Genomic DNA, 21,261 nt, shown 5'->3' on the forward strand with positions numbered 1-21,261 from the left:
GTTATTAGTAATTTAGGTGGTACCGTGTTAAAAGCACCCTTGATTAATTTCAAGGGTGCTTTTTTAGTTATAAAACCTAAGCTTAACTTTCTAAAATTACGCAGAAAGTGGTCTTTCATATGGAATATTGATACAAAGAATGTCGGAACCATCAGCGAGTAAAAATTAAAGGAGATTTATTATGGAAAATTTAGAACAAGACTTAAATCGAGAGCCCTTAACCTGGAAGCAATATCTTGTTGTTGCCTCTTTGTTATTCGGACTTTTTTTCGGAGCAGGAAATTTAATTTTCCCCATTCATTTAGGTCAAATGGCGGGCGCAAACTGGGGAATGGCAACCTTTGGCTTTTTGGTCACAGCAGTTTTATTACCTTTATTAGCAGTTTTAGCTATTAGTGCCAGCCATGCAAAAGGTGTTTATGATATCGGTCTACCACTTGGGCCTAAATTTGCACTTGCTTTTATGGTTCTAATTCATTTAACTTTAGGACCATTATTTGCAACACCGCGAACAGCGAGTATTTCTTTTTCGGTTGGCCTAGCTCCAATTTTGCCGCAAAAATACTCTCAAATCAGTCTATTACTTTTCTCCGCGGTCTTTTTCATATTAGCTTTTATTATTTCATATAAGCAATCATCAATATTGGAAAGTATCGGAAAAATATTAAACCCACTATTCTTAGTGTTGTTATTCTTTATTTTTTTATTGGCAGCAATTTCACCTATGGGGGCTGCTAAACAGCAAAGTGTTACTCCTGCTTATCAAACCATGCCATTTTTTAACGGTTTTTTGCAAGGCTATAACACGATGGATGCATTAGCTGGTTTAGCTTTTGGCTATACGATTGTTTCGGCAGTTAAGCAGCTTGGTAAAACCTCAGCTAAGAGTAACGCAAAAGTGACTGCTAAGGCTGGTGTATTGGCAACAAGTGCTATTGGAATTATTTATATTTGCTTAATTTGGCTCGGAGCAACGACTCTTAATCATTTTAAAATCGCTCCAGAAGGAGGTACTACTTTTAACCAAATTGTTACTTACTATTTAGGGGACTTTGGCCATGCGTTGCTGGCAACCTTAGTAACATTGACCTGTTTAACAACAGCAGTTGGCTTATTAGCAGCCTTTGCGCAAGATTTTCACCGCAGTTTCAACAAAATTAGTTATCATACTTGGCTATTGATAATGACAGTGGCTTCTTTTATCACCGCTAATTTTGGGCTTGACACAATCATATCATGGTCAACACCAATGTTAATGTTCCTTTATCCAATTGCAATTGTTCTGATAATCTTGTCAATTACTGGCCCGTTATTTAATCATGATGCAATAGTTTATTACTGGGCAGTCGGATTAACTTTTATTCCAGCTATTTTTGACATGATTGCCTCTTTTCCTCCTGTAGTAAGCCAGCAACCTTGGGCTCTGCAATTACAAGCTATTCAAACTCGTTTTCTACCTTTTGCCAAAATTGGCATGGACTGGGTGATTCCAACAATTATTGGCTTAGTAATCGGCTTTATCCATCATTTATATCAAAATGCTAAGCTCAAAAAGGCTTAAATTTTTTAATTAGCTGTTACTAAATTGTTGAGCCTCTTCTTTGACATCATTCACTTATCAAAGTAGATTAAAGTTAACTGAATGATATGGTTGATGTTTAAAGATGGGACTTGATTAATTTGAATAATATGAATATGAATGATAATAGTCATGGAATGAACCATGATTCATCAATGCATATGGATCATGGCCAGCAAATGAGCATGGGTGGTGGTGACATGATGATGCATGGCAATCACATGATGCACATGGGCAATTTAAAACAAAAATTTTGGATTTCCGTAATTCTTTCACTTCCTATTCTATTTTTAGCACCTGCAATGGGAGTCCATTTGCCATTTCAATTTTCGTTTCCTGGCTCCGAATGGGTTGTTGTTATTTTTGCTACTATTCTTTTTGTTTACGGTGGCGAGCCGTTTCTTAAGGGAGCGTACTACGAATTAAAGTCTAAAAAGCCAGAAATGATGACTTTAATCTCATTGGGAATTACGACTGCATATGTTTATAGTCTATATGCATTTATCCAAAACGATCTGCTAAATAGTAAAAATCATATAATGGATTTCTTTTGGGAATTAGCAACGTTGATTTTAATTATGTTACTTGGGCATTGGATTGAAATGACCTCGGTAATGAACGCAAGCAGTTCAGTTAATGATTTGGCCAAGTTGCTGCCGGATAAAGTTCATGTTCAACGAGACGGTCAAACTAGTGATGTTGCTATCAATGAAGTTCAAAAAGACGCAACGATTATTGTTAAGCCAGGTGAAAGTATTCCCCTTGATGGGATTATTTTGAATGGTACAAGCGATATTAATGAATCACTAGTTACGGGCGAATCGAATGATGTTACGCGTAAAAAAGACGATAAAGTAATCGGGGGTTCTGTTAATGGTTCAAATGCATTAACTATTAAGGTAACAAACTCTGCCAATTCCGGTTTTTTGGCTAATGTTAATAAACTTGTTCAATCTTCGCAGATGAATAAATCAAAGCTGCAAACCTTGGCTGACCAAGTTTCTGGTTGGCTTTTCTACGCAGCGTTAATTATTGGTATCATTGCGCTAATCGTGTGGACAAGCATCAATGGCATTACCGATGGGCTAGAAAGAATGGTTACCGTTTTAGTAATTGCATGTCCTCATGCTTTAGGGCTAGCAATTCCATTGGTTAATGCTAAAAGCACTTCTATTGGTGCCAAAAATGGTTTATTAATTAGAAATCGAAATGTGATAAGTGTCAGCTCTAAGATTAACTATCTTTTAATGGATAAAACGGGCACACTGACAGAGGGTAAATTTCAAGTACGTAAGTGCGATTCTTTAAATGAATCAGTGTCTCCGATTGAAGCATTGAAATTAATTGCTTCGATTGAGCAAGATTCAACTCACCCAATCGCAAAAAGTATTTTGCAATACGCGCATGAAAAGCAGATTGAGTTGTTGCCGTTATCTGAGAGTAAAAATATTTCGGGTAAAGGTGTTTCGGGTGTTTTAAGTGGTAAAGAATATTTACTAGTAAATGAAAAAGCGGCCCGCGAAATCATAACTAATTTTCCGACTATTGATGTTGCCGATTATACTACTAGTTACCTGATTCAAGATAAAACTCTAATTGGTTATGTTGCTGTGGGTGACCAAGTTAAATCATCTGCAAGTTCGTTGATTAAGCAAATAAAACAATTCAATATTACCCCAGTAATGTTAACTGGTGATAATAAAAAAGTTGCTGACAGTATTGCTAAGAAACTCGGAATAACAGAAGTTTATTCAGAATTGATGCCTGAAGACAAACAAAAAATTGTTGCTAAATTACAAAGTGAAGGCAACAAAGTCATGATGGTTGGTGATGGAATCAATGATGCTCCAAGTTTGGCTAAAGCTGATATTGGGGTTGCAATTGGAGCAGGGACTGATGTAGCTGTTGATTCAGCCGATGTCGTTTTAGTAAACAGTGAACCAACAGATATTATTAGCTTTTTGAAACTGGCACAGAATACGCAAAAGAAAACTGTTCAAAATCTATGGTGGGGAGCAGGTTATAATATTATTGCACTACCACTAGCAGCAGGTATTTTGGCTCCATGGGGCATTATTTTAGCACCGGCTGTCGGAGCAATTTTAATGTCCTTGTCGACAGTTATTGTAGCAATTAATGCTGAAACTCTTCATATTTAATAAATGAATTCAAAGCATCTCCTGTGTGGGGTGCTTTTTGTTTACAAAATATTGGTCGTGGGGTTGATTTCAAAAAATAAAACTTCTTTTTAAAAATTTAAAAAGATAGCCCTTTCTTTTGAAAAATATTGAAATAAAATTTAAGAACAGGTATGATGAGTATTGAAGTCGTAAATCGGCAATTTTTCAGATAAAATATAGTAAAAACCAAAAGGAGAACTAAAATGAGCGAAGAAGAATACCGCGTTGAAAGTGACACGATCGGTCCAGTTAAAATTCCTAAGGATGCGCTGTGGGGTCCGCAAACTGAAAGGAGCCGGAATAATTTTCCAAGCGGTGAATTAATGCCATTAGCAATTATTCGGGCCTTTCTTAACTTGAAAAAGGCAGCTGCTGAATCAAATGTCGAGGTTGGAGATGAACCTGAAGAAAAAGGAGCAGCCATTGAAGATGCGGTTGATCACTTACTTCAATTAAAAGACGAAGAATTACAAAAAGACTTTCCACTTCATGTTTTGCAAACTGGTTCAGGAACGCAAAGCAATATGAATGTTAATGAAGTTGTTGCTAATTTAGCTAATAAATTGCACCCAGGCTTGAATATTTTGCCTAACGATGATGTTAATCGTGGTCAATCTTCAAATGATACATATCCAACAGCAATGAATATTGTTGCCGTTGAAGCACTTGATAAACTGGAGCCTGCCATTAAGCATTTAATTGAAAAACTCAAAGTTAAACAAGACAAGTATTGGAAGACGGTAAAAGTTGGTCGTACTCACTTGCAAGATGCTACGCCAATTACTTTTGGTCAAGAAGTTTCCGGCTATATCTCAGCTTTAAAGCATGATTTAGAATACATTCAAGAGCTTAAGCCAACATTGTATGAATTAGCAATAGGTGGAACTGCTGTTGGAACTGGCCTAAATGCTGCTCCTGGAATGACCGAAAAAATTGCGGCTAAATTGTCAAAAGTATATGGACATGAATTTAAGGTTAAAACGAATAAGTTCTGGGGGCTGGCACATCACTCAGGAATCGATGTTGTTCATGGCGCACTAAAGACATTAGCCGCTGATATGTTTAAGATTGCCCAAGATATTCGTTTCTTAGCTTCTGGTCCTAGAGCTGCTTACCATGAATTGAACATTCCTGCTAATGAACCAGGTTCATCAATCATGCCAGGTAAAGTAAACCCAACTCAGGCTGAAGCTGTAACAATGGCAGCCGCAAAAGTTTTCGGCAATGATACTACTATCACTTTTGCCGCGTCACAAGGTAATTTCGAAATGAATGTTTTCAAGACAGTTATGATTGCTGCATTCCTTGATTCTTGTGATATTTTAACTGGAACAATTAAGGGCTTTGCTGATAAGATGATTGATGGCTTAACTGTTAACTCAGAAAAGATGGATGAACTACTAGAAAATTCATTGATGACAGTTACTGCCTTGTCACCTCATATTGGTTACCATGCTGCCGCTAAAATTGCTCAAGCTGCTGACAAAGAAGGTTCAACTTTGAAAGAAGCGGCTTTGAAGAGTGGTGAAGTTACAGAAGAGCAATACGATGAATGGATGGACTACATGGAAATGACTAATATTGATCGTACTGAACCTGAAAAATAATATTATAGGTATAGGAGAAGATTAGATTAATGGCTAAATTTGTCTTTACACCAAGCAAATGTTCCGAAATAAAAGATAGTTACGATGCAATAATCGTCGGTGCTGGTGGTGCCGGGTTAACAGCAGCAATTCAGGCAAATGAATTGGGCTTAAAAGTAGCTATTTTTGAAAAAAATGCTGAACTAGGTGGAAACACTAATCGGGCTTCATCCGGTATGAATGCATCAGAAAGCTTGGTTCAAATTAACGAAGGAATTATTGATAACAAAGAAGATTTTTACCAAGAAACAATGCAAGGCGGAGGTCGATTAAATGACCCTGAATTGCTGCGTTACTTCGTGGATCATTCAGCTATTGCAATTGACTGGTTGAGTAATCATGGAATTGAATTAACCAATTTAACTATTACTGGTGGAATGAGTAAAAAGCGTGCCCACCGTCCTGCTTCAATGGCACCTGTCGGAAATTACCTTGTTACCGGTGCGTTAAAGCAAATCCAAAAAGAAAATATTCCTGTTTTTAACAATTCTAAGGTAATTAAGTTAGTTCAAGATGACAATAAGAATGTTACTGGTGTCGAACTTGAAACTGAAGCAGGGAACAAGACCGTTAGTGCCAAGGCAGTATTACTTGCTAGTGGTGGTTTTGGCTCATCAAAAGAATTGATCAAGAAATATCGACCAGACTTAGTCGACTTTAAAACAACTAATCAACCAGGTGCAACTGGTGACGGACTTAAGTTAGCTGATCAAATTGATGCTCAACTCGAACAAATGGACTTTATCCAGGTACATCCGACCGCTCAAACAGACACAGACCATGTTTACTTGATTGGTGAAGGACTTCGTGGTGAGGGAGCAATCTTAGTTAATAAGGCTGGTAAACGCTTTGTTAATGAAATGAATACCCGTAAAATTGTTTCTAATTCAATTAATGACTTGCACGAAAATGGGGCTTACCTCATTTTTGATCAGGGCATTCGTGACAATTTCACTGCCGTTGAATTTTATGATCACATCGGTTTAGTAAGCCACGGTGACACGTTAAGCGAAATTGCGGAAGCAAACGGAATTAATGGTCAGAACTTAGAAAATACGGTTAAGACTTGGAATGAAGCTGTTGCATCAGGCAATGACCAAGAATTTAACCGGACAACTGGGATGGACCGTGCAATTGATCGCGGACCTTTCTTTGCTATCCACATTAATCCGGCTATTCACTACACTATGGGTGGTATTCACATTACACCTAAGACAGAAGTCTTAGATACTAATGGAAATGTCATCTCTGGCCTTTACGCAGCTGGCGAAGTTTCTGGTGGATTGCATGGTAATAACCGAATTGGTGGTAACTCAATTGCTGAAACAGTTATCTTTGGTCGCCAAGCAGGTATGCAAATGGCTGAATTTGTTCGTTCAGCAAAATAGTAATTGAATTTTAAAGTTTTAAAAGCACTTAGTAAACTAAGTGCTTTTTTAATTTTGCAAATTTACTTGTATTTTTTAAAATTGAAAAATAAAAATCACTTTTAAAATTTAAAAAAGTAAAAAATAATTTATTTCTTTAAAATATTGCAAAATCTTCGATTCACATATATAATGACAGATGAAAAGGATTTCATTTTTTTAGAGATTGGAAGGATTAAATTATGTCTAGAAAAGTTTTACTTGTTGGTGATGGAGCTGTTGGATCAACTTTTGCCAATGATCTACTGCAACATACAAATGTTGATGAACTAGTCATCACTGATGTTGTTAAAAAAAGGCCAATAGGCGATTCAATGGATCTTGAAGACATCATCCCATTTGCTGGTGAGTGTAATATTCATGCCGGCGAGTATTCAGATGCCAAGGATGCTGATGTGGTAGTAATCACTGCAGGCGTTCCACGTAAACCCGGAGAAACTAGATTAGATTTAGTAAACAAAAATGTCAAAATCTTGAAGAGTATTATTCAACCAGTTGTAGATTCTGGCTTTGATGGAGTGTTTGTAGTTTCAGCAAACCCAGTTGATACTTTGACCACTTTAACTCAAAAATTATCTGGTTTTCCTAAGAATAAGGTCATTGGTACAGGTACTTCTCTTGACTCAGCTCGTTTACAAGTTGAACTTGCAAGAAAACTGAATGTACCTGTAGCTGAAGTAAATTCAATGGTTCTTGGCGAACATGGGGATACTTCATTTGAAAACTTTGATGAATCAGTTGTTGCTAAAAAAGCCTTAAAAGATTATGACGCAATTACTGCTGATGTCTTAAATGATATTGAAGCAGATATTCGCCAAAAGGGTGGCAAGATTATTGAAAACAAAGGTGCCACATTCTATGGCATCGCAATGATGCTGACTCAAATCGTTAGTGCCGTTCTGGATAATCGTGCAATTGTTTTGCCACTTTCAGCACCAATTAATGGTGAATACGGTATTAAGCATGACCTTTACCTAGGAACTCCTACAGCAATTGACGGAACTGGTATTAGTCATGTTATTGAAGCTAAATTATCTGATTCTGAAATTAAGAAAATGCTGAATTCTGCAGATAAGATGCAAGAAGTTCTTGCTGGAATTAGCTTAGATTAGTGAAGAAAAGAGATAAACATGCAAGTTGGTAAACGGATTTTCCTGAAAAGAGAACTTCCTGATAAAGAAATTGTTGAAGGCTATAAAGATTTGCCGACATCTAATATAGCGGACTGTATGAATCGCAGAGGGGCAATGGCTACTCGCATTAAGTTGATGTCTAGTCCTACAAAAGAGATGTGTGGCCCGGCATTTACAGTTCATAATCGTCCTGGTGATAACTTAACTATTTATGCTGCTTTAAAATACTGTCATGAAGGTGATGTCATTGTAATTGATAATGAGGGCGACAATACTAGGGCCGTTATCGGTGAAGTTATGATGACATGGCTTCGTGATCAAAGACACGTAGCTGGTGTTGTTGTAGATGGTCCGATGCGTGACATTGATAGCTTACGCAATTGGGATCTTCCCATTTATGCTGTAAGCACTTCGCCAAATGGTCCATATAAGGAAGGTCCAGGAGAAATTAATGTTCCAGTTTCTTGTGGTGAGGTCAGCGTAAATCCTGGTGATTTAATTGTTGGCGATGCTGATGGCGTGGTTAAAGTAGCTCGTGAAAAGACGACTGAATTACTTCCTAAAGTCCAGGCCTTTCACCAAGAAGATGATCGTAAAGCTGAGAGTTTTCATAATGGAACTGGAAATATTGACTGGCTTGATGAAGAATTGAAAAACAAGGATTATAAAATTATCGACGATATTTACCGCCCATAAATAAAAGAGGATAATTATGAAAACTTTAGAGAAAGTAAACTATAAAGGATTTGTTTTACCAGTAATAATTGGTATTGCTTTATGGTGTTTTACTCCAATTCGACCGTATGGCTTATCAGCACAAGCATGGGAAATGTTTGCAATATTTGTAGCTACCATTGTTGGCTGTATTACTAAACCCTTACCAATTGGTGGTACCACATTAATTGGTTTGATTGTAACTGTTTTGGTTGGTTTAGCACCAATTCAAAATGAAGTAAATCCAAAAACCGGTGCAGTTAATGCCGGGATTCTGAGTGCTTTCAGTAACTCCGCTTCTTGGTTGATTGCAATGGCTTTTATCATGGCCTATGGTATTAGTAAAACCGGTTTAGGAAATAGAATCGCTTATTGGATGATTCGTCGTTTTGGTAAACGCTCGATTGGAATTGGCTATGCCATTACTGGTCTTGAATTGATTCTCGGAGCTTTAATTCCTTCTAATAGTGCACGTACAGGTGGGGTCGTATGGCCAGTCACAGAATCAATCTCAAAAGACTATGATTCTTTACCAAATGATCCATCTCGGAAAAAAATCGGTGCCTATCTAAGTTTTATTGCCTTTCACGCTAACGTCATTTCGACAGCTCTGTTTATTACAGGTGCTGCTCCTAATATGGTTGCTTCCCAAATGGCAATTCAAAAGGGCTATCAAATGAGCTGGATAAGCTGGTTTACTGCAGCAATTGTGCCAGCAATAATTGCAACAATTGTCATTCCATTAATCATTTATAAAATTTTCCCACCTGAGATTAAGGAAACTCCTAATGCTAAAAAATGGGCAGATGACCGTTTAGCAGATATGGGTCCTGTCACTAAGCCTGAAAAAATAATGTCTGCAGTCTTCTTGTTGGCGATTGTTTTATGGGTTTTATCAGGTATTTATAAAATTCCACAATTAGATTCAACTTTCGTTGCATTCTTAGCTGTTGGCCTACTTTTGTTAACTGGAGTTTTGACCATGCAGGATGCTTTGAAGCAGACTGGAGCTTGGAACATTTTAATCTGGCTATCAATTTTGGTATTTATGGCTAGCAAGCTAATCTCATTTGGTTTTATTGATTGGTTCTCAAAGACTATCCAATCTGGACTTCACGGAATTAGCTGGGAAATTGTTTTAGCAGTATTAGTAATTCTAATGTTCTACACCCACTACTTCTTTGCCAGTGGAACAGCTCATATGACGGCATTGTATCTACCATTTTTATCAGTAGCAGTCGCTACCGGAGCACCACTTGCCCTGTCAGCAATGCTTTTAGCATTCACTGGTGCAATTAACGCTTCAACCACACACTATGCCAACGGACCAGCTTCCATTTTAGCTACCACCGGTTATATCAAACAAAGCGAATGGTGGAAGATGAACTTTATCCTCGGTATCGTATATCTTTTGATTTTCGGGGTAATCGGTACTTTCTGGATGAAAATTATTGGCATGTGGTAAATGATTAGTCAAGCAGACTTTATAACTAATGATGGAGTAAGGATCCATTATTATGATACAAAAACTACGCAACCACCAATTCTTGCTATCCCAGGAATCGGTGGCTCTGCCGCATTATGGCAAAAGGCAATAGAGCTTTTTAGCTCAGATTATCGTTTTATTATTATCGATCCAAGAAACCAGGGCAGATCTGCGCGAACATTTAAAGGCCAAAGAATTAGTCGACATGCCGCTGATTTAAATCAGTTGATTGAAAAGCTAGATTTAGTTGATATTATTGGCATTGGCAATTCGATGGGTGCTGCGAATTTGTGGGCTTATATTTCACTCTATGGTGAAAAGCGCCTAAAGGCGATCGTGGATTTGGATCAACCTCCCAAAATGATAAAAGATAAAACTTGGCAATACGGATACCAAGACCTTACTTGGAATAATTATCCAAGCTATCTAAAGGCCGATTTTGGTACCGGGATGGCCACCCACGTTGACGATGCAATGTTTGCACTCGGAAAAAAGGAAGCTCAAAGTTTTCCATATCATCCTGAAGAAAACCTATTGTGTCGCATTAATCATGCTGAACAAGATTGGCGTGATGTGCTGATTGAATTAAAGAAGCCAATGCTAGTTTTGGCTGGTGAAAAGTCACCCTTTTTTGACTATCACTTTGCTGAAGCAACAGCAAAATTAAATCCATTAATTAAGGCAAAAGTGATTCCTAACTGTGGGCACTTAATTCAGGCTGAACAGCCAAATTTGATGTACAAAGAAATAATAAATTTCTTGCATAATTGAATGCAGAAGTTGATATTGAAGAGGAAGTTACTTAATGGATAAGATCGTAGATCTTTATTTAAAAACACCTGAGACTTACAAAAAATGGCAAAATTTTTTGCTTCATCATGGTCTATCAAATTTTAATTCCCGTGAAGTCAACGTGATTGATCATACTTTAGGTTTGATTAATGAAGACGGGGAATTAGTTGGTACTGGAAGTACAGCGAACAATGTCTTAAAGTACATCGCGGTTTCAAATGATGATGAAACAACTCCAGGTGCTCGTTTTAACCAGATAATTACTGCTTTGCAGCAATATCTTTTTAGTCAACAGATTTTTCATAGCTTTGTTTTCACCAAAGAAAAGTATTCTACAAGTTTTGCTCATTTAGGATTTCAAGAACTCGCTCATAATGAGTCAGCCGCTTTTTTAGAAAATGGGACGCCAGATATTAATGATTTTTTAGCACAAATTCCTCGGGTTAAAGACCAAGAAAAACTGCAAGTGGCAGCAATTGTCATGAATGCAAACCCTTTTACGCTTGGTCATCGTCAACTCGTTGAATTAGCAAGTAAAGAAAATGATTTGGTTTATGTTTTTGTTGTGGCTACAGATGCTTCGCTCTTTAAAACCAATGAAAGAATGCAGTTGGTAAAAGAGGGGACAAAGGATTTAAAAAATGTCCTTGTCGTCAGTGGTGGAGACTATATGGTTTCCCAGTCGACATTCCCAGCTTATTTCCTAAAATCGGCCGATGATTTAATTACTGTTCAGACTGAAATTGATGCCTTAGTTTTTAAAAACTATGTTGCTCCCGCTCTAACAATTAACAGAAGATATTTAGGAACAGAACCATTTTCGAGAACAACTAATTTCTATAATCAAAGCCTGATAAAGACTTTAAGTCCTGATATCGAAGTTAAAATTGTTGAACGTTTCCAAGCAGATAGTCAGGTAATAACAGCAACAAAAGTGCGGCAACTAATTAAGCAAGACCACTTAGCAGAAATAAAACCTTTGGTTCCAGTTAGCACAATGCAATTTATTATTAACAACAAGCAAGATTTACAAATGCGAATAAAGAAAGGAATGAATATCAATGGAAATTAAGACAGTTGGTGTTGCAGGAACATTAGAGTCCTCAGACATCCAAATCATGATTTCAGAGGGCAACGAAGGAATTCAAATTGATTTAGACTCAGAAGTTATCAAGGCTTATGGTGATCAAATCAAAAAGGTAATTACTACGACCTTACAAAAATATGGCATTGAAAATGCAAAAGTAAAGGCCACAGATAAAGGAGCTCTTGATTGTGTAATCGCAGCGCGGACACTTGCCGCTGCCCAAAGAGCAACTGAGACCTCGGATAAACCAGAATTGGAGGTATTGCAATAAATGACTTATGTTAAAAACCGTTTGCGTCGAACCATGATGTTTGTACCAGGTAATAATCCTGCCATGGTTAAAGATGCTGGAATTTATGGTGCCGATTCAATTATGCTGGATCTAGAAGATGCTGTTTCTCTAACCGAAAAAGACGCTGCACGGATGCTTGTATATAATGCCATCAAAACTGTTGATTTCGGCGGAGCAGAAATAGTCGTTAGAATAAATGGCCAGGATACACCATTTTATGATGAAGACGTAAAAGCAATGGTTAAAGCTGGCGTTGATGTTATTAGGTTGCCAAAAACTGAATCTGCTGCAATGATTAAAAAATTGGTCAGTGATGTGGAAAAAGCTGAACAAGAATATGGCGTCGAGAAAGGTTCAATCGGTGTAATGGCAGCTATTGAAAGTGCTAAGGGAGTCCTAAATGCTCCTGAAATTGCCACTTCTACGCCGTTAATGATGGGCTTGGCCGTTTCTGGTGAAGACTATACTGCTGATATGCATACTCATCGTTATCCTGATGGTCGTGAACTCGAATTTGCTCGGAATATGGTTTTGCAAGCAGCTCGTGCAGCTGACGTTTACGCATTTGATACTGTCTTTTCGAATATGAATGATACGGAAGGCTTTTACCGCGAAACAAACTATATTTATGAACTAGGTTATGATGGAAAATCACTGGTTAATCCAAGACAAATTCCAATGGTTAACAAAGTCTTCAACCCAACCAAAGATGAAATTGAAAATGCTCAAGCAGTTCAAAATGCAATTCGCGAAGCTAAAGCTAAGGGCTCTGGTGTAATTTCAATGAATGGCAAGATGGTTGATAAACCTGTTGTTGAAAAGGCTAATCGCGTAATCGAAACAGCCAAAGCGTCAAACCTAATTGATGAGGAGGGCAATTACATTGGAGAATAAAGTAAAACGCAATTTACCGGATGATTTAATGACAAAAATGAGTTTAAAACCATTTGAGGGTGTTAATATCGGTAATCCTGATGTTCAAAGAGTGGCTCCTAAAGTTAGTGTAACCACTGGCGAAAACAAAGTAGTTGAATCTTTAGAAGAAGTTATTAAGAAAACACTCAAGGATGGGATGACTATTTCTTTTCACCATCATTTTAGAAACGGTGATTTTGCCTTCAACAAGGTAATGGATTTAATTATTAAACTCGGTTATAAGGACTTAACTCTAGCACCATCTTCTTTAACCGGCGTTATGAATGATAAAGTAATTGAGGCAATTAAAAAGGGTGTCATTACGAATATTACTTCATCAGGTATGCGTGGCAGTCTTGGTGACTTTGTGTCTCATGGTGGCCTGAAAAATCCAGTTATTTTTCGCTCACATGGTAATCGTGCACGTTCAATTGAAGAAGGCGAAATTAAGATTGATGTTGCCTTTTTAGGTGTTCCTGTATCTGACCCAGCTGGAAATGCTAACGGGCAAGAGGGTGATGCAGTCTTTGGTTCATTAGGCTATGCTTTAGTTGACGCACAATACGCAGATAAAGTTGTTTTACTTACTGATAATATTGTTGACTATCCTAATACGCCTGCATCAATTAAACAAACTCAAGTTGACTATATAGTAAAAGTTGATCAAATTGGTGATGCAGATAAAATTGGTTCTGGCGCTACCCGTTTTACCAAGGATCCTAAGGAATTAAAAATTGCGCAGATGGTTAACCAAGTGATTGTTAATTCCCCATATTATAAGCAAGGTTTTTCATTCCAAACTGGTTCTGGTGGTGCCGCTCTTGCTGTAACTAGGTATTTACGGCAATCGATGCTTGATGATAATATTACAGCTTCATTTGCATTAGGTGGAATTACCAAGCCAACCACTGATTTACTCGAAGAGGGACTAGTTAACAAGGTAATGGATGTGCAGGACTTTGATAAAGGTGCTGCTGCATCAATGGCTAAAAATAAAAACCAACAAGAAATTGATGCTTCTTGGTACGCTGATCCACATAATAAGGGAGCAGTAGTAAATAATTTAGATGTTGCTATTCTGTCAGCTTTACAAATTGATACTGACTTCAACGTTAATGTAATGACTGGTTCGGATGGGGTAATTCGTGGTGCAATTGGTGGTCACCAAGATGCTGCCTCTGCCAAAATGACGATTATTACTGCGCCACTTGTACGTGGACGTAACGCAACGATTGTACCTTCGGTTGAAACTGTTGTTACTCCAAGTGACTCAATTGATGTTTTAGTTACTGAACGGGGAATTGCAATCAATCCAAAACGGCAAGATTTAATTGCTGCATTTAGCAAAGTACCAGAGCTTAAGATTGTTGATATTAAAGATTTGCAAAAGATGGCTGAAAAACAAGTAGGAACTCCAAAGCCATTAGAATATACTGATAGAACAGTAGCATTGATTCAATATCGTGATGGTACAATTATTGACACAATCAAAGAAGTAAAAGACTAATAGTCTAGCAATTTTTGATAAATCATAAAAGCTTCAAAAGTTATGACTTTTGAAGCTTTTTATATTTAGCTAAATTAACCCCAACTGATTTAAGCTATAATTACTAAAGATTAGATCTCTATTTTTAGAGCAAAAAACCTACCTCTGAACAAATCGAAGTAGATTTCTAACTCTTATATTTAAAAAGGAGTTTTTAAATGACTAAAACTATATTTGCATCTGGAACAAAACAATCAATAGAACAAGTTCTTGCGGACAAAGATCAACGCGTTAATTTACAGAAAAAACTTTTTCGAGAGTTTCCTCACAGTGTTTTACTGGACGTTAAGCTTAACATACCTGGGCCAATTAAAAATAACCAGTACCTAAAGCAGCTCTTCTTAACAGGTATAAAAACTTTGGAAGAGTCACTCAAGAAAGTAGACTTATCCTTTAAATTAATGGAAAAGTGGGATAAGCCAACCGGATGCGAAAATTTTTATTTAGTAAATGGCAATAGTCGAGCCGTCAAAAAAACTGTAGTTGACTTTGAAAACCAATCACAATTAACGCGACTTTTCGACGCTGATGTTTTAGTTAAAAACCAACAGGCAGCACTATCACGCACTGATTTGGATATGCCCGCTCGTAAATGCTTTTTATGCGATCGTCCAGCTAAAGACTGTGCTCGCTCACGACGTCATTCGGTACAAGAATTGCAAGAATATATTAGTCGGATTTACTATCAGCAAGTTAAATAAAACTCTTGTTTTTACGTAGAACGCGTTCGGCAATACCGCTATTTGTGACCAAATGAGTAATTACGCCGCTTCGTAATGCTCCTAACAATGCATCTTCTTTAAAGCGATTTTTAACGACAACAAAACGAGTAGGTATTTTCATAATGTCCGCCATACTGATACCACAAATGTGTGAGTCAATTGGTTTATAAAAGTTACCGTTAATATCATATGGTCGACCGAAGATGACGCCCGCAATTTGAAGACTATCGACATTTTTCAATAGATTCTCAGCATAATAATCCATGAAGAATTGGTCAGATTCTAATGATTGAACCGTTCCAATGCTGGCAAAAAGCAAATCTATTTCAGAAAATTTCTTAGCAAAATATTCATAGTAAGGTTCAGTTTTAAGCTCTTTTACGACTTGCGGATTAATTGAATAAAGTGGGGCAGGAAAAGTTAAGCTCCTAGCATTAAATTTATCTGCAGCCTCTTGTGTTAGCTGATTTTTTCGTCTACTGGTATTGACAGCTTGACCAACAAGCTGAATAAAAGTTAAATCATCCCTTGTTTCTTCAGTAAAATTATCAATAATATCCTTGAGAAGCGTACCCCAAGTTAAACCGATTAAATGGGCAGATTTAGTGTAATTCTGAATCTGCTTAGCAGCATAATTGACGATGACTTCGTTGTCTTGATTTTTTGTTTCTAAATCTTCAAGTATATAAACTTCTTTAAGATTGAAAAGACGTTGAAATTCATTTTCTAACTTTTGTGACCTTTTTGGGCTTTGAGAAATGCTGATTTTGACAATTCCTTTATCCTTAGCTTCTTCAATCGCTTTCGTGATTAAGTAGCGTGAAATGTTGTATTTATTAGATATATCAGCAATATTTAGTTGACTTAAAAAATAATCTTGTGCAATATTAGCTAATTGTTCATCTGTTAATAGTGTCATGTGGGTATCCCTTTTCTTTAATATTATTTTAAATTATATTACAAAAACGGCTCTTTATTCTATAAAAATATAAACAAAAATTTATTTAAAACAATAATTTTAAAAAGTTAATAAAATATATTTATTATTATTAAAAAAACACCATAAATTGTAAACTTATTCAAGCAAATCACAAAAAGTACCATGGGTCACTAATTGCAAGTCATTTGGTTTTAAGTAGACGCTTCTTCCGACTTTTCCACTAGAAACCGCTATTTCAGTTTCTTTTTTCATGTCTTGGTCTAGGTAAATTGGAAAATGATGATTGAAGTAGATGCCAATTGGCGTGTTTGCTCCGTGAACATAACCAGTTGTTTTTTCCAGGTCCTTCAATGGTAGAAGTTCACATTTTTTATTACCAGAAGCTTTTGCTAGCTTTTTCATGCTTAAATGTTCGGTAACAGGAATGACTCCAACTAACACTCCAGTTTTATTACCAGAACAGACAAGTGTTTTGTAGACCAAATGTTCATTCTCGTTTAGAATAGAAGTATCCATTTGCGCAACGCCACCTGAGTCTTTGTGTGTAGCAAATTCAGCTTGATGATATGGAATTTTATTTCTATCTAAAATTTTTTCAACTAACGTTTTTTCAATTTTATTTTTCTTTTTCGCCATAATTATCACCTTTTTAATCATAGCATTGATAAAGAGAAATAAAAAAGGGAGTTTATTCATGAAATTATTAATTATTAAAATTGAGACTAGTCACGAAATAGAAGATGCACTCAGTGTATACAGCCAGGACGTTCTTCATTGCTTGGGAACAGAAACACGCAAGCGGTCTGATTTTGAACATGCCGGCTGGGAAAAGGATTCTACCATTGTTAATCTGGAAGAAATCAAAGATCTTCCTCAAGATTTAGAATTTTATGCGTATTTTAGGGAAGATTCAGACCGCGATAAATTACTCGCAGATTTTCGCCAAAAGTTACAGGAATTGAAGGGATACGGACTTGATATTGGTCAAGCCAAAATTAGTGGATCTTATATCGAAGATAAAGACTGGAATACAGTATGGCAAAAATTTTATCACGTTATTAACTTTTCCAGGCACCTGGCAATTGTTCCAGAATGGGAAAATTACCAACCCCAGTTTTCTGATCAAAAGCTAATTAATTTGGATCCAGGATTAGCTTTTGGTACTGGCGGCCATAAGACTACACAACTTGCTATGATGGGCTTAGAGCGAACACTGACTGCTCCTAAAAGCGTAATTGATGTTGGAACTGGATCAGGAATTTTGGCTATTGCTGCTTCAATTTTAGGAGCTAACAAGGTAATTGGCACCGATGTTTCTGACGAAGCTGTCACGGCAGCTCAAGAAAATGTTGCCTTAAATCATTTAGATAATATTCAGATTAAAAAAGCAAATTTATTAGAGAATATTGACAGTAAATTTGATATTATTGTTGCTAATATTTTAGCGGAAATTTTACTCGACTTGATACCTCAGTTAAATGATCATTTGCAAAAAGGCGGAAAAGTTATTTTTTCCGGAATCGATTATTTACAGTTAACAAAGGTAGAAAAAGCCCTAGATAATTATGACTTTAAGGTTGAATTAACGATGAAACAGGATCGTTGGGTAAGTTTAGTAATTGCGCGAAAAGAACAATAAAAAGAGTTATAATAGAAAATTAAGTTAAGTAAGGAAAAAGTGAATTGATTGATAAATTAAAACACATACCATTTATTAAAAAGTTAAATCAGTATCAAGCAATGCCTATTATCTGGTGGACAATATTGGTTTTATTATTACCATTTATTTTTAGCTTGTGCCGGATTCCAACCGTTTGGCGTGTTGGATTACTTTTTATCGTTTTTAACTGTCTGGTCAGTTACCACTTAGGAATATTGGTTAAAAAAAATGCCTTAAAATGGTATTGGCTGTTATTGCTGCCAGTTTGTTTTTGTTTAATCGTTTTAATCAAATATGCTAACTACAATTTATTATTTGGTTTAATTTATTTAATCTTTGAAATCTTTGGCTTAATGGATAGACAATTTTATAAATAAGAAGGGTCGGGTTCTATGTCAAAATATGCGGAAATGACGCATGATCAAGTAATTGACACCTGTAAAAAATACATGAATGATGAGCAAATTGCTTTTGTTGAAAAGGCATATGAATTTGCTGAAAATGCGCATAAAGAGCAAAAACGCGCGTCTGGTCAGCCTTACATTGTGCATCCCACGCAAGTGGCAGGGACCTTGGCCACTCTTGGACTTGACCCAGATACAATAGCTGCCGGCTTTTTACATGATACAGTCGAAGATACGGAAGTAACTAATGACGATATTAAAAATATCTTTGGTAAAGATGTTGCTTTTATTGTTGATGGCGTTACTAAGCTAAATAAATATGAATACAAATCGCACCAAGAGTTCTTAGCTGAAAATCACCGTAAAATGCTCATAGCAATGGCTAAGGATATCCGTGTCATTATGGTCAAGTTAGCTGATAGATTGCATAACATGCACACGCTAGAGCATTTACGGCCAGATAAACAACGACGTATTGCTTCAGAAACAATGGATATTTATGCTCCGTTAGCTGATCGATTAGGTATTGGTACTATTAAGTGGGAACTGGAGGATCTCAGTTTTCATTATCTTAATCCGAAAGCTTATTACCGGATCGTGAACTTAATGAGCCTAAAAAGAAGCGAGCGGGAAAAATATATTCAAGATGCAATTAATACATTAAAAGAAAGTTTAGATGGTTTAGGAATTACTTATGATATTCATGGTCGACCTAAGCATATCTATTCCATTTATAAAAAAATGGTTAATAAGCATAAGGATTTTAATGAAATCTACGATCTCTTAGCGGTTAGGGTAATTGTTAAGACTGTCAAGGATTGTTATGCAGTTTTAGGTGCCGTCCATACTAAGTGGAAGCCGATGCCCGGAAGATTTAAAGATTATATTGCCGTTCCTAAAGTAAACGGGTATCAATCACTTCACACTACAATTATTGGTCCCGGTGGCCGTCCACTTGAAATTCAAATTAGAACAGAACAAATGCATGAAGTGGCGGAATACGGTGTAGCTGCCCACTGGGCATATAAGCGCGGCAATTTCTCAGGAGTTGAGCAAACTTCCTCTAACGAAAAACTTGACATGGTACGAGAAATTCTTGAATTAAAGGATGAAACACAGGACGCTGGCGAGTTTATGAAGAGCGTCAAAAGTGAGATCTTCTCTGACCGTGTTTACGTGTTTACGCCAAAAGGTGAGGTCTACGAACTGCCCAAGGGCTCAGTTACGTTGGACTTTGCCTACGAGATTCATACTCAAGTAGGAAGTCACGCAGTTGGCGCTAAAGTGAATGGCAAATTAGTGCCACTAGACTACAAGTTAAAAAATGGTGATGTCATTGATATTATGACGCAATCCAATGCTAGTCCATCGCGGGACTGGGTGGACATGGTCAAAACTTCACGCGCTCGGAATAAAATCAGGCGCTATTTTAGGAACTTAGACCGAGAGCATAGCATTGAGCAAGGTGAGCAGATGATCGCAGATAATTTACGCGAGCAAAATTTCTCACCTAAGGAATTCATGGACAAAGACCATATAGAGCAACTATTGCAACAATTAAATTATCATACAGCAGATGAAATGTTTGCATCAGTTGGTTTTGGTGATCTTTCGGCTATCAGCGTGGTTAATCGCCTGACTGCCGACATTCGTCATGAAGATGAAAAGAAGCGCCAAAAGCAGCTTGAAGAAGAAATTTTAAATTCAGGCCAAAAGGCAGTTTCTGAAACAAATAATAGTAATTCCTCAGCTATGAAAATCAGGCATAAGAACGGTGTGATGATTCAAGGCATCAGCGACTTAATGCTGCATTTAGCCAAATGCTGTAATCCAGTTCCTGGTGATAAGATTGTCGGTTACGTTACAAAGGGCCGTGGGGTTACAATTCACCGTAGCGATTGTCGTAATATTGTTCATAATGATGCCAGTCAGGGACGTTTAATTGAAGTAGAATGGGAAAATGTTGAAGAAAATAGCGCACAAGCCTTTAACGCTAATATTGAGGTTTTTGGCTATAATCGCAGTCGTCTATTAAGCGATGTTCTAACTAAATTAAACTCACTAACGCCCAACATTAACAATCTTTCAGGTAAAGTTAATGACGAAAATATTGCTCATATTTATGCAACAGTTGCTGTCAATAATTCTGGTCAACTTGATAGTATCTTAACCAAGTTACGTGATATTCCTGATGTTTATGAAACTAGAAGGGCTGATAATTAATGCGAGTAGTAATTCAAAGAGTAAATTATGCTAACGTTAAAATTGCAAACGAAAATGTTGGTGAAATCAAAAAGGGTCTTCTATTATTAGTTGGCTTAAAAGAAGGCGACGATAGCCAAACGGTGAAAAAAGCTGCTTCTAAGATAGCTAAAATGCGGATTTTCGAAGATCAAGACGGAAAGACTAATTTGGCAATTAAAGATGTTGGCGGCAAAATCTTGAGTGTTAGTCAATTCACTCTACTTGCCGATACTAAGAAAGGTAATCGTCCTAGCTTTATTCAGGCAATGAGACCACCAAAGTCGGATGAGTTATGGCAGGCTTTTAATCATGAACTTGAAAATAATGGCTTGGATGTTGCTACTGGCAAATTTGGTGCCGACATGCAAGTTACTTTAGAAAATGATGGACCTTTTACGATTGTACTTGACTTATAAAAAATTTAAGCTGAAATAACAGTGCAGGTTGACTTTTTAAGGTTAAAACTATAAGCTAAAAAAAGAAATTATCAATGA

General features: G+C 36.8%; 19 protein-coding genes and 1 other annotated feature (1 of these 20 running past the window's edge). Of the genes, 17 read left to right on the forward strand and 2 right to left on the reverse strand.

Annotation, left to right across the window (positions count from 1 at the left end):
- Positions 1-44 (forward strand) — a binding site (T-box leader) (it extends 207 nt beyond the left edge of the window).
- Between the two features lie 137 nt (positions 45-181).
- From brnQ to citX, 13 genes are all read left to right on the forward strand, one after another.
- Positions 182-1,561 carry a branched-chain amino acid transport system II carrier protein gene (gene brnQ, locus J3U54_RS06705; RefSeq protein WP_103751690.1) on the forward strand — a complete coding sequence of 460 codons (1,380 nt, stop codon included), beginning with the start codon at positions 182-184 and terminating at the stop codon, positions 1,559-1,561.
- Between the two features lie 128 nt (positions 1,562-1,689).
- A complete protein-coding gene (locus tag J3U54_RS06710) occupies positions 1,690-3,738 on the forward strand; it encodes a copper-translocating P-type ATPase (protein WP_267385564.1) in 2,049 nt (682 codons plus the stop codon).
- 224 nt (positions 3,739-3,962) lie between these two features.
- Complete coding sequence (locus tag J3U54_RS06715; RefSeq protein WP_267385538.1) at positions 3,963-5,366, forward strand: class II fumarate hydratase; 1,404 nt, start codon at positions 3,963-3,965, stop codon at positions 5,364-5,366.
- Between the two features lie 29 nt (positions 5,367-5,395).
- Positions 5,396-6,793, forward strand: a complete 1,398-nt coding sequence (locus J3U54_RS06720) for a flavocytochrome c (protein ID WP_220234564.1) — start codon at positions 5,396-5,398, stop codon at positions 6,791-6,793.
- A gap of 221 nt (positions 6,794-7,014) precedes the next feature.
- Entirely contained in the window at positions 7,015-7,944 is a 930-nt protein-coding gene (locus J3U54_RS06725; RefSeq protein WP_267385540.1) for an L-lactate dehydrogenase, read from the forward strand.
- An 18-nt stretch (positions 7,945-7,962) separates the two neighbouring features.
- Complete coding sequence (locus tag J3U54_RS06730; RefSeq protein WP_103751685.1) at positions 7,963-8,661, forward strand: methyltransferase; 699 nt, start codon at positions 7,963-7,965, stop codon at positions 8,659-8,661.
- A gap of 16 nt (positions 8,662-8,677) precedes the next feature.
- Entirely contained in the window at positions 8,678-10,144 is a 1,467-nt protein-coding gene (locus J3U54_RS06735; protein ID WP_103751684.1) for a DASS family sodium-coupled anion symporter, read from the forward strand.
- On the forward strand, positions 10,145-10,936 hold the full coding sequence (locus J3U54_RS06740) for an alpha/beta fold hydrolase (protein ID WP_267385542.1): 792 nt from the start codon (positions 10,145-10,147) through the stop codon (positions 10,934-10,936).
- 34 nt (positions 10,937-10,970) lie between these two features.
- Positions 10,971-12,029: a [citrate (pro-3S)-lyase] ligase gene (gene citC, locus J3U54_RS06745; protein WP_103751682.1), complete on the forward strand. Its 1,059-nt coding sequence runs from the start codon at positions 10,971-10,973 to the stop codon at positions 12,027-12,029.
- The gene (citD, locus tag J3U54_RS06750; RefSeq protein ID WP_103751681.1) at positions 12,019-12,315 is read left to right on the forward strand and encodes a citrate lyase acyl carrier protein; all 297 of its coding nucleotides are present in this window, start codon (positions 12,019-12,021) and stop codon (positions 12,313-12,315) included. The genes citC and citD overlap by 11 nt, the downstream gene beginning before the upstream one ends.
- Entirely contained in the window at positions 12,316-13,230 is a 915-nt protein-coding gene (gene citE, locus J3U54_RS06755) for a citrate (pro-3S)-lyase subunit beta (RefSeq protein WP_103751680.1), read from the forward strand.
- A complete protein-coding gene (gene citF, locus J3U54_RS06760) occupies positions 13,220-14,758 on the forward strand; it encodes a citrate lyase subunit alpha (protein ID WP_103751679.1) in 1,539 nt (512 codons plus the stop codon). Before citE ends, citF begins: the two co-directional genes overlap by 11 nt.
- A 197-nt stretch (positions 14,759-14,955) precedes the next feature.
- Positions 14,956-15,498 (forward strand): citrate lyase holo-[acyl-carrier protein] synthase, encoded by a 543-nt coding sequence (gene citX, locus J3U54_RS06765; protein WP_267385546.1) that lies wholly within the window; start codon positions 14,956-14,958, stop codon positions 15,496-15,498.
- Here the strand turns inward: citX and J3U54_RS06770 are convergent.
- Together J3U54_RS06770 and ybaK are read right to left on the reverse strand one after the other, a co-directional pair.
- Positions 15,491-16,438 (reverse strand): sugar-binding transcriptional regulator, encoded by a 948-nt coding sequence (locus tag J3U54_RS06770; protein ID WP_267385547.1) that lies wholly within the window; start codon positions 16,436-16,438, stop codon positions 15,491-15,493. The two genes, citX and J3U54_RS06770, sit on opposite strands and share 8 nt — an antisense overlap.
- Before the next feature lie 156 nt (positions 16,439-16,594).
- On the reverse strand, positions 16,595-17,095 hold the full coding sequence (gene ybaK / locus J3U54_RS06775) for a Cys-tRNA(Pro) deacylase (protein ID WP_220219706.1): 501 nt from the start codon (positions 17,093-17,095) through the stop codon (positions 16,595-16,597).
- 58 nt (positions 17,096-17,153) lie between these two features.
- Between ybaK and prmA the strand changes: the two genes are divergently transcribed.
- The 4 genes from prmA to dtd are packed head-to-tail and all read left to right on the forward strand — an operon-like array spanning position 17,154 to position 21,183.
- Positions 17,154-18,098 (forward strand): 50S ribosomal protein L11 methyltransferase, encoded by a 945-nt coding sequence (gene prmA, locus J3U54_RS06780; protein WP_267385548.1) that lies wholly within the window; start codon positions 17,154-17,156, stop codon positions 18,096-18,098.
- A 44-nt stretch (positions 18,099-18,142) separates the two neighbouring features.
- Positions 18,143-18,496 (forward strand): hypothetical protein, encoded by a 354-nt coding sequence (locus J3U54_RS06785; RefSeq protein WP_103751674.1) that lies wholly within the window; start codon positions 18,143-18,145, stop codon positions 18,494-18,496.
- Between the two features lie 15 nt (positions 18,497-18,511).
- Positions 18,512-20,746 (forward strand): RelA/SpoT family protein, encoded by a 2,235-nt coding sequence (locus J3U54_RS06790; protein ID WP_103751673.1) that lies wholly within the window; start codon positions 18,512-18,514, stop codon positions 20,744-20,746.
- Complete coding sequence (gene dtd, locus J3U54_RS06795) at positions 20,746-21,183, forward strand: D-aminoacyl-tRNA deacylase (RefSeq protein WP_220219702.1); 438 nt, start codon at positions 20,746-20,748, stop codon at positions 21,181-21,183. Before J3U54_RS06790 ends, dtd begins: the two co-directional genes overlap by 1 nt.
- Positions 21,184-21,261: the final 78 nt, after the last annotated feature.

The organism is Lactobacillus sp. B4007 (assembly GCF_026535895.1).
Taxonomy (GTDB): Bacteria; Bacillota; Bacilli; order Lactobacillales; family Lactobacillaceae; genus Lactobacillus; species Lactobacillus panisapium.